We start from the raw sequence: 13,916 nt of genomic DNA on the forward strand, positions 1-13,916 counted from the left end.
CTGCTCACCTCTTACTGATTTCCGGAAGAGCCCGGGCACCCGGCACAGCCGCCGCAGCCCTGCTGCGGCTCCATCACATCGTCATACACATATTCTGCCGGGAACAGCAGGCACACCGCCTGGGAGGAAATCCCCTCTCCGGATCCGGTGAAGCCCAGCCCCTCCTCCGTCGTCGCCTTGATATTGATCTGGCTCTCTTCGATTCGGAGAACCTCCGCAATATTTTTCCTCATAACCGATATATGCGGCGCCATCTTCGGCCTCTGCGCGATAATAGTGGCGTCGATATTTCCGACTGTGTAGCCCTCCTTCTCCAAAAGCTCTCCCACATGCTCCAGGAGCTTCAGGCTGGAAATTCCTTTGTAAGCCGGATCCGAATCCGGGAAATGCTTTCCGATATCTCCAAGAGCCGCCGCTCCCAAAAGCGCATCCATCACCGCATGCAGCAGCACATCTGCATCCGAATGGCCCAGAAGTCCCTTTTCATAAGGAATCTTCACTCCGCCGAGGATCAGATCTCTTCCTTCTGTCAGCCTGTGCACATCATAACCCATTCCTATCCGCATTTTTGCACCTCTTTCTTTTCGCGGCAGCTGCCGCAGAAATCTGCCGGTTTCCCTTTGTTCTATAGAATCTGTTCCTGCTGCCTCTGGCTGTATTTTAGTCCCCGAGAAGCTCTCGAATCACCTTCCACTGCTCAATCAAAGCCTCCAGAGAGCTGGCCGCATTCGCCGGACTCGTGGAAGGCAGCCGGATGGCCGTGCAGCCGGTCACCGGATACAGATATTTCTGATACAGCTTGTAGGCCGTGCCTCCGTTTGTATAGATCTGGCGGATTTGAGCCGCCTCCAGGATCCTGCTTAAGTCATTTGGAACTACATCCCGGATACTGCTGTCGCTGGAGCCCTGAATCTCACAGCTTGCTATCACATCCCAGAGCGCAATTCTGTTCCTCAAAAGGAACTCCTTCTTCTCCGGGATGCTTCCAGGGGTCTCCTGCCCCGTCACTGCCGCCAGCGTCCTCCAAAACCGATTCTGCGGATGATGATAAAAAAATCCGGCTTCTCTCGATTTCACTGACGGAAAGCTCCCCAGAATCAGAATTCTGGAATGCCTGTCAAAAACCGGCTCAATCTCATGAAGCTCATGCCCCATCCATCTTCCCTCCGTATTGCCCTGCCGGAAGCACTTTTTGTGCTCCCGGTTACTATTCACAGCCGATTCAGAAATGTGAATAGTAACCGTCCCCGGCCTGTCTACCCACAGTTTACAGGGATACCTCCCCTTTGTCAACAGCAAAGCAGTATCCCCAGGCAGACAAAAAGAAAAGCTCAAAAACATTGCATTCGCAATATCTTTGAGCTGTTTATCAGTAGCGAGGAAGGGACTTGAACCCCCGACACTGCGGGTATGAACCGCATGCTCTAGCCAGCTGAGCTACCTCGCCGTAATGGGACCTATAGGGCTCGAACCTATGACCCTCTGCTTGTAAGGCAGATGCTCTCCCAGCTGAGCTAAGATCCCATTCGTGTGGGCCGTTATCTCCGACCCGCTTTGCTATTATACTATTATGTTCCGACAAAAGTCAAGAACTTTTTTTATAAATTTTCAAAAATTTTTTTTCACTGATTTCCTCTTTTGTGACTCATACCTTCCCCCCTTATTTCCAAGAACCTAAACTTCTCCGTTCTTAAACCTCCAGATCATTTCACTGGTCAGGCTGATGTTTAAAGGCTGCGCCGGCGCTTCCTCTCTGGTAAACCAGCCTGCTGTAGCCAGCTCATCCGTGTCCAGGGTGATCGTATCCTCCCCGTCCAGCTCCGCAAAGAAGCCCATGAGCAGCGTCTCTGAGAATGACCAGGGCTGGCTCTTATAATACCGCAGGTTCTTCACATGCAGCCCAACTTCCTCATAGACCTCTCTTTTCACAGTCTCCTCCACAGTCTCCCCTATCTCGGTAAAACCGGCAATCAGCGCATAATAGGGGACGTCTCCTCTGCCCGCGTACTTGGACATCAGAAGCTTGTCGTTATGAATGACGCCTATGATGACTGCCGGGGAAATTTTCGGGTATTCCGTCTGTCCGCAGTCCGGGCACTGCAGCATTCTCTCCTTATCTGAATGAACCATAGGGCATCCGCAGTGGCCGCAGAATACATGGCTGTCATACCAGTGCCAGAGCTGATATGCCGTAATGCCTGCGAAAGAAAGCCACTGGGGCGCAGCTGACCTGAAATTCCGGATGCTGTCCAGACGATAGGCTTTTCTCTCAGGCGCCTGCAGCTCTTTTACCAGATAGAAATTCTGATCATCGATGGAAAACAGGTAAATCACACGGTCAGAGAGTCTTCTCTCCACCTCCGGATAATCCTGGAACCTTGGAAATGCAAGCTCCGGTGTGTCCCAGGCTGCCAGAGCCTTTCTTTCCTCAAAATACAGAAGAAAGCTGTCCTCCTTCGGCGGTACCGGCCTGTATTCATTATGGTATGTATGAGGTGCTATATCCTGAATCATCTTCTTATCCTCCTGCTACTCTAAATATTCTGTCTGTTGTTCGATGTTCCTTTTATCAAGCTCTCCAGTATAAATCTCTTCAGGCTTCTCTGATTGGGCCTTTCCGCTCCGTAATCACGCCTTCTGCGCCTCTTCCAGCTCTTCCGCCGCGTCTCCGCGCTCCATGCTCAGCCTCCATCCGGCGGCCTCCACCCGCTTTTTCAGGTCTGCCAGGCTCTCCGCCGCCTCGTCCCCGGTGCAGAGCTTGTTGTCATACAGCTCATACTGCTTTCTGTTTGCCGCCGGAGACAGGTTCGGCATTACCACGTTTGCCCCCGCTGCAAATCCCTTTTCCCGTCCCATGGGATCCATCGTTCCGAGAGCCGTCGTAGCCGGAAGCAATACCCTTGGCAGAAGAATCCGGACAATAGACAACAGCCGGAGCGTCAGCTCCACACTCCCTGCAGGCTCATCCCTGAAGGGCGTACTGTGGTGAGGAATAAAGGGGCCGATCCCGGCCATCTGGGGCTTAAGCTCTCTCAGAAACAGGAGATCCTCCGCCAGCTCAGCATAGGTCTGTCCCGGAGAGCCTGCCATAAACCCAGCTCCTACCTGGTAGCCCAAATCCTTCAGCTGATACAGACACTGCTTCCTGTGGACGAGGCTCATCTCGGCGGGATGAAGCCTCCGGTAGTGCTCCTCGGAGGCCGTCTCATGGCGCAGCAGATAACGGTCGGCTCCGGCCTCCCGAAGCCTCCGGTAGCTTTCATAAGAGCGTTCCCCGACAGACAGGGTAACCGCGCAGTCCGGGTACTGCTCCTTAATAGAACGGATGATCCTCTCCAGGCGCTCGTCGGTATACCAGGGATCCTCGCCGCCCTGAAGCACATAGGTCTGAAAGCCCAGCCGGCTCCCCTCTTCACAGCAGGAAAGAATCTCTTCCTCTGTCAGCCGGTAACGTTCCAGTCCCCGGCTGCTTCTGCGGATTCCGCAATAAAAGCAGTCGTTTCTGCAGTAATTTGTAAATTCAATCAATCCGCGCACGTAGACCGCATTCCCATAGTATTTCTTTCTGAGGCGTACCGCCTCCTCCGCCAGCCTGTGTGCAGCCTGCCGGTCTTCGGAAGCCCTCAGAAGCTCTACATACTCTGTTTTCCCAAGCTCAGGATTCCGGATAAAGCGTTCTATGATGTCCATAACCTTCCAGCCTTTTTTCAGAAGGGGCCGCGAGAAAACAACTTCTTCTGCTCCCGCGGCCCCGCCTTATTACAATCCTTACAATTCTTACAGATACTGGTTAAACTCTACCCTCTCGCCGTTCGGTCCAAGCACGGTAAACCAGGCCACTCCATTCTCATAGAACGGCAGGGACTGAATCTCCTGATCCAGCATCGTACAGCCGGAGGCCTTCATCTCTTCAAAAGCCGCCTTCACATCCTGTACATTGAGAGCCAGATGATCGATATGGCCATCCTTTCTGGCTGCTGCCTCTTTCACAGCCTCCGGATCATTCTGGTAAAGCTCAATGACCAGATTTCCCTTCTTTACAAAGACCGCATGGCAGCCCGCCTCCGGCAGATTCTTTTCCTCGATTACCTCAAATCCCAGAAGCTCTGTGTACCATCTGATGCTTTCCTGCAGGTCTGCCGCCGGGATTCCCAGATGCTGCAGTCCCGTCACATTCTCTTTGATCGTCATCGCTTACCTCTCCTTATTCTCGATTTCCTTTAAAATTCCCCCGATAAACTCATCCAGCTTTTTCGCTCCCTGATCTCCGCCTGCACGGGTTCTCACAGAGACGGTTCCCTCTTCCTCTTCCTTCTGGCCTACTACCAGCATATAAGGAATCTTGGCAGTCTGGGCCTCACGGATCTTATAGCCAATCTTCTCGGAACGCTCGTCAAGCTCTGTGCGGATTCCCGCATCCTGGAGCTTCTGCTCCACCGCCTTCGCGTAATCCATGTATTTCTCAGAAATCGGCAGCACACGCACCTGTACCGGAGCCAGCCAGGTCGGGAAGGCTCCCGCAAAATGCTCGATCAGGATACCGATAAAACGCTCGATAGATCCGAATACTACACGGTGAATCATAATCGGGCGGTGCTTCTCTCCGTCAGCTCCCACATACTCCAGCTCAAAGCGCTGGGGCAGCTGGAAATCAAGCTGGATTGTTCCGCACTGCCAGGTACGGCCGATGCAGTCTACCAGGTGGAAGTCAATCTTCGGCCCGTAGAACGCTCCGTCTCCCTCGTTAATTACATAGGGCAGTCCAAGCTCGTCCAGAGCTCCCTGCAGGGCAGAGGTCGCCATCTCCCAATCCTCATCACTTCCCATAGAATCCTCAGGACGGGTAGAAAGCTCCACATGGTACTGGAAGCCAAACAGAGAATAGGTGTCGTTGATCAGCGCTACGACGCCCTTGATCTCATCCTTGATCTGCTCCGGAGTCATAAAGATATGCGCGTCGTCCTGCGTAAAGCAGCGCACACGCATCAGGCCGTGCAGCTGACCGGATTTCTCATGACGGTGCACCAGACCCAGCTCACCCATGCGGATCGGCAGATCACGGTAGGAACGGGGCTCGGAAGCATATACCAGCACGCCGCCCGGGCAGTTCATCGGCTTAATTGCGAAATCTTCCCCATCGATCTCTGTCGTATACATGTTGTTCTTATAGTGATCCCAGTGTCCGGAGGTCTCCCAGAGACTGCGGTTCAGAATCACCGGTGTGGATACCTCCACATAGCCTGCCTTCTTATGAATCTCTCTCCAGTAATCGAGAAGGGTATTCTTCAGAACCATTCCCTTGGGCAGGAAGAACGGGAATCCCGGGCCTGCCTCATGCATCATAAAGAGTCCCAGCTCCTTGCCAAGCTTTCTGTGATCGCGCTTCTTGGCTTCCTCCATCATGGTGATGTAGGCTTCCAGCTCTTCCTTCTTCGGGAATGCTGTCGCATAGAGACGGGTCAGCATCTTGTTGTGCTCGTCGCCTCTCCAGTATGCGCCTGCCAGACTCATGATCTTGAAGGCCTTTCCTACCTCCTTCGTGCTCTTCAGATGCGGTCCCGCACAGAGATCCACAAACTCTCCCTGCTGATAAAAGCTGATCTCCTCACCCTCAGGCAGATCCTCAATCAGCTCCACCTTGTAGGGCTCGCCCTTCTCCTTCATGAAGGCGATGGCTTCGTCACGGGGCTTTGTAAAGCGCACAATCTCCAGATTCTCTTTGATAATTTTCTTCATCTCCGCCTCAATCTTGTCGAAATCATCGGAGGTGAGCGGCGTCTCAAAATCCATATCGTAATAAAAGCCGTCCGCAATGGAAGGCCCAATGGCCAGCTTCACGCCCGGATACAGACGCTTCACTGCCTGCGCCATCACATGGCTGGCTGTATGGCGCAGCACCGGCAGCGCCTTCTCATCCTTCAGGGTCAGGATATTCAGCTGGCAGTCCTTATCCACGATGGTCCGGATGTCCACAACCTCTCCGTCAATCTCGCCGGCGCAGGCTGCGCGGGCCAGACCCTCGCTCAGATCAAGAGCAATGTCGTATACGGATTTGCTTTCTGCGTACTCCTTTACGGAGCCGTCTTTCAAAGTAATCTTCATGTTTGGGTTCTCTCCTTTTTTGATTTTCTTTTTACTCTTTTCTTTGTTTTCCTGCTGGCAGCGGCAAAACGCCATGCTTTTGCACGGCTTGCAATCCTTTTACCCATGAGCCGTGCGCGCAAAAAAGCCCCTTTCTGCCGCTGCCGACAGAAAGGGACGATATTTTTCATTTTATCGCGGTTCCACCCTCTTTGCTTCATCCTCCGGCTGCTGCCGGCGACGAAACCACTTCATTCAGACGATAACGGGGTCACCGGGCCGTATTGGGGCCGCTCTGAGCTGGTCTTCGGTCCGGATTCCTTCAGGCCGTTTTCCGCGCTTCCGGCGCTTCTGTACGTCCCTCTCTGTATCCTTCTGCTTCCTATGAGGATGCTCTCAGCCTGCACATCCCTCTCTGGCATATTCCACAGCCTACTCGTCTCATCATCGCTTTATTCTGTATGGTTGTTCTGACCGGAATCCTCTTCTTTTCCCGGGTTCCGTCTGAAATTCATTATAGCATTGAAATAAGTTTTGTCAACCGGAAATCCTTCCAATCTTGCCTTTCCTTCCGATATTTTCCCTGCAGCCCAAAAGGAATACACCGGCCTATTTCCAAATCACATCTGCCTGCCGCCTTGGCGCTGTCCGCCTGTAGGATACGGCCGGATACCCCGCCAGCATGCAGCAGACTATCCTTTTTTCTCCTGTCCCCAGCCATTCGCGAAGCCTGGGACTTGCCGAAAGCGCTCCTGCCAGATATCCGCTGTAGAGAACGCCCGCACCCTCAGCTACAGCCTGATTTTCCATATTTGCAGCCGCAAGGCCCCCGTCCAGAGGATTCTCTGCCGCAATCATCAGAAAGCAGGGCGAATTGAAGAAAAACGTGTCATCTTTCGGATTTCTCTTCCACAGATGGTAAAAATACCGGAAGGGACTCACGTAGGCAGGCGCATGCTCCTTCAAATTCTCCAGAATCTCCGGAAGCTCTTCCCAGAAAAGCTTTTTAAATTCCTCCAGCCTTTCCTGCACGACTACAAAGGTACAGGCCTGTGCATTCTTCGCCGTCGCAGTATAGCGGCCCGCGCTCAAAATTCTGTCCAGCTTCTCCTTCTCCAGAGGCTTCTCTTTGAAATTCCGAATGCTTCTGCGAAATTTCACTGCGTGAAGATAGTTTTCCGGCGAAATCCGGAAGGTATCCGGCTCATACTCCTCTACATCCTCCATATCATACTCAGGGATCGCCACAGCCCGTACCGGGCAGATGGCCACACAGTGCCCGCACTGAATACAGGGCCGAACCGCCTCTGCTTTTTCCTCTTTTATTTCAATGGCGTGTCCAGGACAGTCCTTCACACAGGCTCCGCACCCGATACACAATTCCCGATCAATCGTTACCATATCCTTTTCCTCCTGTTCCTTCCGGCAGACCGGCAAGATAATCCCCCTCACGGTTGTCTTAATGTATAATAAACGCGGTTGCTTTTACTTTTTATATTATGAAAACAGAATACATGAAAGCCCCCGCACATTGCCCAGACAGGCATTGTGCGGGGGGCTGCATTTAGATATAAGCCTCAGCGGTCAAATATGACAGACCTCTTATTTGCTGGCGATAGCTGCCTGCGCTGCTGCCAGTCTTGCAACCGGTACGCGGAACGGTGAGCAGGATACATAGTCCAGTCCGATGGAGTTGCAGAACTCTACAGAGCTGGGATCTCCGCCGTGCTCGCCGCAGATTCCCACGTGCAGCTTCGGATTAGCCGCCTTGCCTGCCTCGACAGCCATCTTCATCAGCTTGCCCACGCCGTTCTGATCCAGCTTCGCAAACGGGTCATTCTCCATGATCTTCGCCTCATAGTAAGCAACCAGGAACTTGCCTGCGTCGTCACGGGAGAAGCCATACGTCATCTGGGTCAGGTCGTTGGTACCGAAGCAGAAGAAGTCCGCTTCCCCGGCAAGCTCGTCCGCCATAAGAGCGGCTCTCGGGATCTCGATCATCGTACCTACTTCATACTTCAGATCGCTGTCTGCCGCCGCAATCTCAGCGTCCGCAGTCTCAACCACAAATTTCTTTACATATTTCAGCTCCTTCACATCTCCCACCAGCGGGATCATGATCTCCGGCACAAGATTCCAGTCCGGATGAGCCTTTTTCACCTTGATAGCCGCGCGGATGACAGCCTTTGTCTGCATCTTTGCAATCTCGGGATAGGTCACAGACAGACGGCAGCCGCGGTGTCCCATCATCGGGTTGAACTCATGGAGGCTGTCAATAATCGCCTTGATATGCTCCACTGTCTTGCCCTGAGCTTCCGCCAGCTTCCTGATATCCTCTTCCTCTGTGGGAACGAACTCATGAAGAGGCGGGTCCAGGAAACGGATGGTAACCGGATTTCCTTCCAGAGCCTCATACAGCTCTTCGAAGTCTCCCTGCTGATAAGGAAGAACCTTCTCCAGGGCTTTTTCTCTCTCTTCCTCTGTCTCCGCGCAGATCATCTCACGGAACGCGTCGATTCTTCCCTCGCCGAAGAACATGTGCTCTGTACGGCACAGTCCGATTCCTTCTGCTCCCAGCTCTACCGCTTTCTTTGCGTCAGCCGGCGTATCTGCGTTTGTGCGGACCTTCATGGTTCTGAACTTGTCCGCCCAGCTCATAATACGTCCAAATTCGCCTGCAATCGTAGCGTCTACCGTCGGAATAATTCCGTCATAGATATTTCCTGTAGTACCGTCGATGGAAATGGGATCTCCTTCGTGGAATTCCTTGCCGCCGAGAGTGAATTTCTTATTTGCCTCATCCATGACAATATCGCCGCATCCGGATACGCAGCACTCACCCATACCGCGGGCAACTACAGCTGCGTGGGAAGTCATTCCTCCGCGGACAGTCAGAATACCCTGAGCGGACTTCATGCCCGTGATATCTTCCGGAGAGGTCTCAAGACGTACCAGAACTACCTTTTCGCCTCTCTCTGCCCATGCTACCGCATCGTCTGCCGTAAATACAATCTTGCCGCAGGCAGCTCCCGGAGAAGCTCCAAGACCCTTGCCCATAGGCGTGGCTGCCTTCAGAGCGGCTGCGTCAAACTGGGGATGAAGAAGCGTGTCCAGGTTACGGGGATCGATCATCGCCACTGCCTCTTCCTCGGTTCTCATGCCCTCATCTACCAGATCGCAGGCAATCTTCAGAGCCGCCTGAGCGGTTCTCTTTCCGTTACGTGTCTGAAGCATATACAGCTTTCCATGCTCTACGGTAAACTCCATGTCCTGCATGTCTCTGTAGTGCTTCTCCAGAATATCACATACTTCCTTAAATTGCTTGAATGCCTCCGGGAATTTCTCTTCCATCTCGGAAATGTGCATCGGAGTCCGGACGCCTGCAACCACGTCCTCGCCCTGCGCATTTGTAAGGAATTCGCCGAACAGTCCCTTCTCACCTGTAGCCGGGTCACGGGTAAATGCCACGCCGGTACCACAGTCGTCGCCCATGTTTCCAAATGCCATCATCTGTACGTTGACAGCGGTTCCCCAGGAATAGGGGATATCATTGTCACGACGGTATACGTTCGCTCTGGGGTTGTCCCAGGAACGGAATACGGCCTTCACAGCGCCTACCAGCTGCTCTTTTGCGTCAGACGGGAAATCAGAGCCGATCTTTGCCTTGTACTCAGCCTTGAACTGGCCTGCCAGCTCCTTCAGATCCTCTGCGGTCAGCTCGACGTCCTGCTTCACGCCCTTTTCCGCTTTCATCTTGTCAATCAGTTCTTCAAAATATTTCTTTCCGACTTCCATCACCACGTCGGAATACATCTGGATAAATCTGCGGTAGCAGTCCCAGGCCCAGCGGGGATTGCCGGATGCTTCTGCCAGGGTCTCCACTACTTCCTCATTCAGTCCAAGATTCAGGATGGTATCCATCATACCGGGCATGGATGCTCTCGCGCCGGAACGTACAGAAACCAGAAGCGGATTTTCCTTATCTCCGAACTTCTTTCCTGTCATCTCTTCCAGTTTTGCCATGGCCTCCATAATCTGGCCCATGATCTCATCGTTAATCTGTCTTCCGTCCTCATAATACTGGGTACACGCCTCTGTCGTCACTGTGAACCCCTGCGGCACCGGAAGTCCCAGGCCTGTCATCTCGGCCAGATTCGCTCCCTTGCCTCCGAGAAGGTTGCGCATGCCAGCGTTTCCTTCCTTAAACAAATACACCCATTTCGCCATTGCAATGTTCCTCCTGTTAAATAGTTTCTCTCTCCCCGGCGCTCTTACGTCCTGCAGGGCCGTCCCTCGCGCACAAGTGCGCTCCTGCCGCCTTCTGCGGCTTCTGCAGGGCTCTGCTTTTTTCAGGCATGAGCCCTGCAGCTCGACTCCACTCTGTTCCGTCTCGCTCGCGGGCTTCGCCCTATAGAATCCGCTTCAGCCGTCCCTCGCGCACGAGTGCGCTCCTGCCGTCTTCTGCGGCTTCTGCAGGGCTCATGCCTGAACGTAAAATATGCGCCGGATATGTGGTCAACGACCAAACCCTGCGCACATTTCTAGTGTAGCATATTTGTAATATTTGTCAAGGCTTCTTTGGTAAATTTGTTGTAAAAAACCACCGTAATGCCGGTTACTTTTTGTTTATTTTTTAACTAACTTCCGGCTTTTTCTGCATTCTCTTCCGGAAAACTGCCATAAATATTTTCCGACCGCCCGCGCAAAGGCACAGATATACCGGCTGACCTTTTCTCTGCTTCCGAAGATGGAGAACATCCCTTCTTCTCCGTCTTCATAGACATAATCTGCAAAAGCATCGCCGATTTCTCTTATTTCCTGCTCTGTCATTTCCGTAATCGGAGTTAGCATACCTGTGTTTCTCCCCACCGCTGTTTTCTGTCAAGTTTCTGTCATTCAGTTCCGTAGCAATTAGCATTGTCTAACGCCATTATGCTTTTCCGGATCACTCCGTGCTCCATCTCATACACCTCGTCGCAGAGGATTTCGATATCCTCCCTGCTATGGCTGGCCAGCAGAATCGTCTTTCCCTCCACCCGAAGCCCCAGCAGAAGCTCCCGGACGTCCTCCACGCCCTGCCGGTCCAGGCCGTTCATGGGCTCGTCCAGGATCAGAATATGGGGATTTTCCATGATGGCCTGGGCGATTCCAAGCCGCTGGCGCATTCCCAGAGAATATTTTCTCACCTTCTTCGGGTTCTGCGGATCAAGCCCCACCCGCTTCATGCTTTCCATTATCTCCTTTTTCCCGATCTTCTTTCGGATTCCCGCCAGGTATTCCAGGTTCCTGTATCCGCTGTACCCGCCCAGAAAGCCGGGATTTTCAATGATAATTCCTATATTTTCAGCGAAATCCACATCCTTTCCGATCTCCCTTTCTTCCACCAGCACCCGTCCGGAGGTTGGTCTGATAAAACCTGCAATCACCTTAAAAAGGACTGTCTTGCCGGAACCGTTTCTTCCGACGAAGCCATAGATCGCTCCCTTACGGAACCTGAGGCAGATATCCTCCAGAACCGTTTCACCGCCAAACTTTTTCGTCACATGCTCTACCTTAATCACACTTGCCATAAATAATCGGTCTCCTTCTCTCTTCCCGCCAAAAAGCCATATCCCAGCAGGCAGCAGCCCGCGATACAGGCCGCTTCCGCGGCCAGAACCGGCACAATCCGGTATCCAGCTCCATCACACAGGCTGCTCTGCGTATACATCCCCCAGCTTCCAAACAGAAAGCGGGCGGCCTCCCTGTGGTAATGTCCATACAGGAAGCTCATCCCCTCCAAAAGCAGCAGAGCCGGGGGAATCAGATTTCTTTGTTCTGCCGTTTTCATAAACAGCTCCATGAAGAAAAACAATGCCAGAAGCGTCATCATGTGGACTATCCATAGTATGCAGACTGCCGCCATCGCTTCCATGCCCTGTCTGTCCGGCTGTGTCCCGGTCAGCAGCAGCTGAACCAGAAGACCGGACGCCAGAAGCGCCGCCCCAGTCAGAACGCCGTACAGCAAATGCCTGCAGAAATGAGCCGTCCACCATTTTCCTCTTTTCCCATAGCGAATCGCTGCAAAGAGACGGCTGGCCCTGCTTCTCTCCATGCGGAACCCGACTGCCAGAAGGCAGATACCCAGCGGAAAAAGCCAGCGTCCCAGGGGATACAGCGGGAAGCCTCCGGTATCCTCTGCGGGAATTCCTGCGAAAAACAGAAAAAACAGTTCTCTTCCCATCTACTATCTACTCCTCCTCTGTCTTCAACTGAAAATCCACACGTCCGATAAAGCACAGGGAAATCCCTGTCAGAATCAGCAGAATTCCCACAAACAGGAGCGCGGTTTTCCATTCTCCCCCATTCCCGTCTACGGAATATCCCAGTACGGATTTCGACAAAAGGGAAAACTGGGGGCTCATCCCCTCCTGCAGCAGAAATCCGCCTATCTGTACTCCAAATGCGGCCAGAATTGCAAATATTTCCTTCATAAGCAGTGTGCATACATAAAGCAGCATCCCAAGCATCATCAGATACAGCCACAGAAAAAGGAGAGTGAGGAAAAATGCCTCCGGAACATGCATGGCTTCCAGAATATTCGGCCACGAAAAATCGATTCCTGCCTCCATCGCCGCACTCTCCGCCCACCCCATCGCCAGATCATAGACCGGACTGCTCCACATATTTCCCGCGAATCCCAGAGGCGAGCTTGCAAGCACCGAGACCAGTGCCAGGCACGCTGCGTAAAGGAAGGCCTGCACTGCGATATAGAGCAGCATGCCCAGATTCCAGACCTTGCGCCCGCACCGGTGAAGGACGAGATACGCATTTCCCTTTACAAAGGGAGCATCCGCCACGAGCAGAAGCCATCCCAGAGGCAGAAACAGCATATTCTTATATAAATGAGCCACTACTACAAAGGCTTCCAGTACATTTACCGGCTCTCCCATACCTGCGGCGTATTTCAGAAAAAGCTGCAGCCGCCAGCCTATCAGAGCGATTCCCAGAAGGAAGCCCATCACGACTCTTTTCTCTCCCCGCTCCTGCCGGAGCATATTCCCCGTGATGCCAAGCACCTGCCGCCCCAGCTTACCCATTCCGGCACCTCCTTTTCAGTCCCAGCATGACCGCAGCTGCAGCCAGCAGGATGTAGATACACTCCATCAAGGCCGACAGGGGATAGCTGTTCAGATCCTCTCCGCGCCACATGTAAATAGGATTCAGCACCATAAGCCTGCCCGTTCCCAGACTCAGCCACATAGCCTCATACAGCACAAAGGGGCCTATCAGAGCCACATATTTATTGGGCATCCACACCGCAAAGGCCAGCCCGGCCAGAGCCCACATACAGCCGAACAGAAAGCCCAGCAGTACCTTCCCCGCGAAGATGTACCAGTCCCCATAATGCTCTATATAATAATACACGACTGTTCCATCCAGCAGCCCCCTGTCGCTTCCGGACGGTATTCCGGGAATGCCGCAGGTAAACGCAATACCGCAGGCAGCCGCAATCGGAAGCGCCAGCATCAGGCCTCCCGACAGTGCTGCCGACAGCATACGGATCAGTCCGAATTTTTTCCAGGACATCCTGGAAAGAATCATCTTCAGATATCCGCTCGTATATTCCTCACAGAAGACAGACGCGTAAGCCAGTCCCGGGAAAATTGCCGCGAAGGGGCCAAAGCCCGAAGCCGCAAAGATATCTGCGATAATCTGATAGCTGCTCCTGCTTCTATTAAGAGGTGACTGGAAGGACCCGTTCACCAGAATCCAGGTCACCGCCAGAAGCCCCGCGAAAAAGCCTGCGTTCAGAAAGCCCCTTCTTAAATCCTGTCTCCAAAAGCTCTTCATTC

Annotated in this window: 14 protein-coding genes and 2 tRNA genes; all 16 read right to left on the bottom strand. The window is 53.0% G+C overall.

Features of this window, described 5'->3' with window-relative positions; genetic code table 11:
• Positions 1 to 11: 11 nt before the first annotated feature.
• The 16 genes from ispF to B5E77_RS05255 all read right to left on the bottom strand — a co-directional run bounded on the left by ispF (position 12) and on the right by B5E77_RS05255 (position 13,914).
• Entirely contained in the window at positions 12 to 566 is a 555-nt protein-coding gene (gene ispF / locus B5E77_RS05180; protein WP_087164314.1) for a 2-C-methyl-D-erythritol 2,4-cyclodiphosphate synthase, read from the bottom strand.
• Between the two features lie 94 nt (positions 567 to 660).
• Positions 661 to 1,155 (bottom strand): DNA-deoxyinosine glycosylase, encoded by a 495-nt coding sequence (locus tag B5E77_RS05185; RefSeq protein ID WP_087164315.1) that lies wholly within the window; start codon positions 1,153 to 1,155, stop codon positions 661 to 663.
• A gap of 218 nt (positions 1,156 to 1,373) precedes the next feature.
• Positions 1,374 to 1,447, bottom strand: a tRNA-Met gene (locus tag B5E77_RS05190).
• A gap of 4 nt (positions 1,448 to 1,451) precedes the next feature.
• Positions 1,452 to 1,524: transfer RNA gene (locus B5E77_RS05195), tRNA-Val, on the bottom strand.
• Positions 1,525 to 1,674: 150 nt separating this feature from the next.
• Positions 1,675 to 2,514: an NAD(+) diphosphatase gene (gene nudC / locus B5E77_RS05200; protein ID WP_087164316.1), complete on the bottom strand. Its 840-nt coding sequence runs from the start codon at positions 2,512 to 2,514 to the stop codon at positions 1,675 to 1,677.
• A gap of 114 nt (positions 2,515 to 2,628) precedes the next feature.
• Positions 2,629 to 3,690 carry a [FeFe] hydrogenase H-cluster radical SAM maturase HydE gene (hydE, locus tag B5E77_RS05205; RefSeq protein WP_087164317.1) on the bottom strand — a complete coding sequence of 354 codons (1,062 nt, stop codon included), beginning with the start codon at positions 3,688 to 3,690 and terminating at the stop codon, positions 2,629 to 2,631.
• Positions 3,691 to 3,777: 87 nt separating this feature from the next.
• A complete protein-coding gene (locus B5E77_RS05210) occupies positions 3,778 to 4,191 on the bottom strand; it encodes a VOC family protein (RefSeq protein ID WP_087164318.1) in 414 nt (137 codons plus the stop codon).
• 3 nt (positions 4,192 to 4,194) lie between these two features.
• Complete coding sequence (gene thrS / locus B5E77_RS05215) at positions 4,195 to 6,102, bottom strand: threonine--tRNA ligase (RefSeq protein ID WP_087164319.1); 1,908 nt, start codon at positions 6,100 to 6,102, stop codon at positions 4,195 to 4,197.
• Complete coding sequence (locus tag B5E77_RS05220) at positions 6,099 to 6,302, bottom strand: hypothetical protein (protein ID WP_087164320.1); 204 nt, start codon at positions 6,300 to 6,302, stop codon at positions 6,099 to 6,101. Before B5E77_RS05220 ends, thrS begins: the two co-directional genes overlap by 4 nt.
• Positions 6,303 to 6,690: 388 nt before the next feature.
• Complete coding sequence (locus B5E77_RS05225) at positions 6,691 to 7,482, bottom strand: nitroreductase family protein (protein WP_087164449.1); 792 nt, start codon at positions 7,480 to 7,482, stop codon at positions 6,691 to 6,693.
• A 201-nt stretch (positions 7,483 to 7,683) separates the two neighbouring features.
• Positions 7,684 to 10,308 carry a pyruvate, phosphate dikinase gene (gene ppdK, locus B5E77_RS05230; protein ID WP_087164321.1) on the bottom strand — a complete coding sequence of 875 codons (2,625 nt, stop codon included), beginning with the start codon at positions 10,306 to 10,308 and terminating at the stop codon, positions 7,684 to 7,686.
• A 399-nt stretch (positions 10,309 to 10,707) separates the two neighbouring features.
• Entirely contained in the window at positions 10,708 to 10,932 is a 225-nt protein-coding gene (locus B5E77_RS05235; protein WP_087164322.1) for a hypothetical protein, read from the bottom strand.
• Between the two features lie 41 nt (positions 10,933 to 10,973).
• Positions 10,974 to 11,651, bottom strand: coding sequence for an ATP-binding cassette domain-containing protein (locus B5E77_RS05240; RefSeq protein WP_087164323.1), 678 nt, complete (start codon positions 11,649 to 11,651; stop codon positions 10,974 to 10,976).
• Positions 11,639 to 12,304 carry a hypothetical protein gene (locus B5E77_RS05245; protein ID WP_087164324.1) on the bottom strand — a complete coding sequence of 222 codons (666 nt, stop codon included), beginning with the start codon at positions 12,302 to 12,304 and terminating at the stop codon, positions 11,639 to 11,641. The genes B5E77_RS05240 and B5E77_RS05245 overlap by 13 nt, the downstream gene beginning before the upstream one ends.
• A gap of 7 nt (positions 12,305 to 12,311) precedes the next feature.
• A complete protein-coding gene (locus tag B5E77_RS05250; RefSeq protein WP_087164325.1) occupies positions 12,312 to 13,160 on the bottom strand; it encodes a hypothetical protein in 849 nt (282 codons plus the stop codon).
• On the bottom strand, positions 13,153 to 13,914 hold the full coding sequence (locus tag B5E77_RS05255; protein ID WP_087164326.1) for a hypothetical protein: 762 nt from the start codon (positions 13,912 to 13,914) through the stop codon (positions 13,153 to 13,155). The genes B5E77_RS05250 and B5E77_RS05255 overlap by 8 nt, the downstream gene beginning before the upstream one ends.
• Positions 13,915 to 13,916 lie beyond the last annotated feature (2 nt).

The sequence above is a fragment of the Lachnoclostridium sp. An131 genome (assembly GCF_002160825.1).
Taxonomy (GTDB): Bacteria; Bacillota; Clostridia; order Lachnospirales; family Lachnospiraceae; genus Laedolimicola.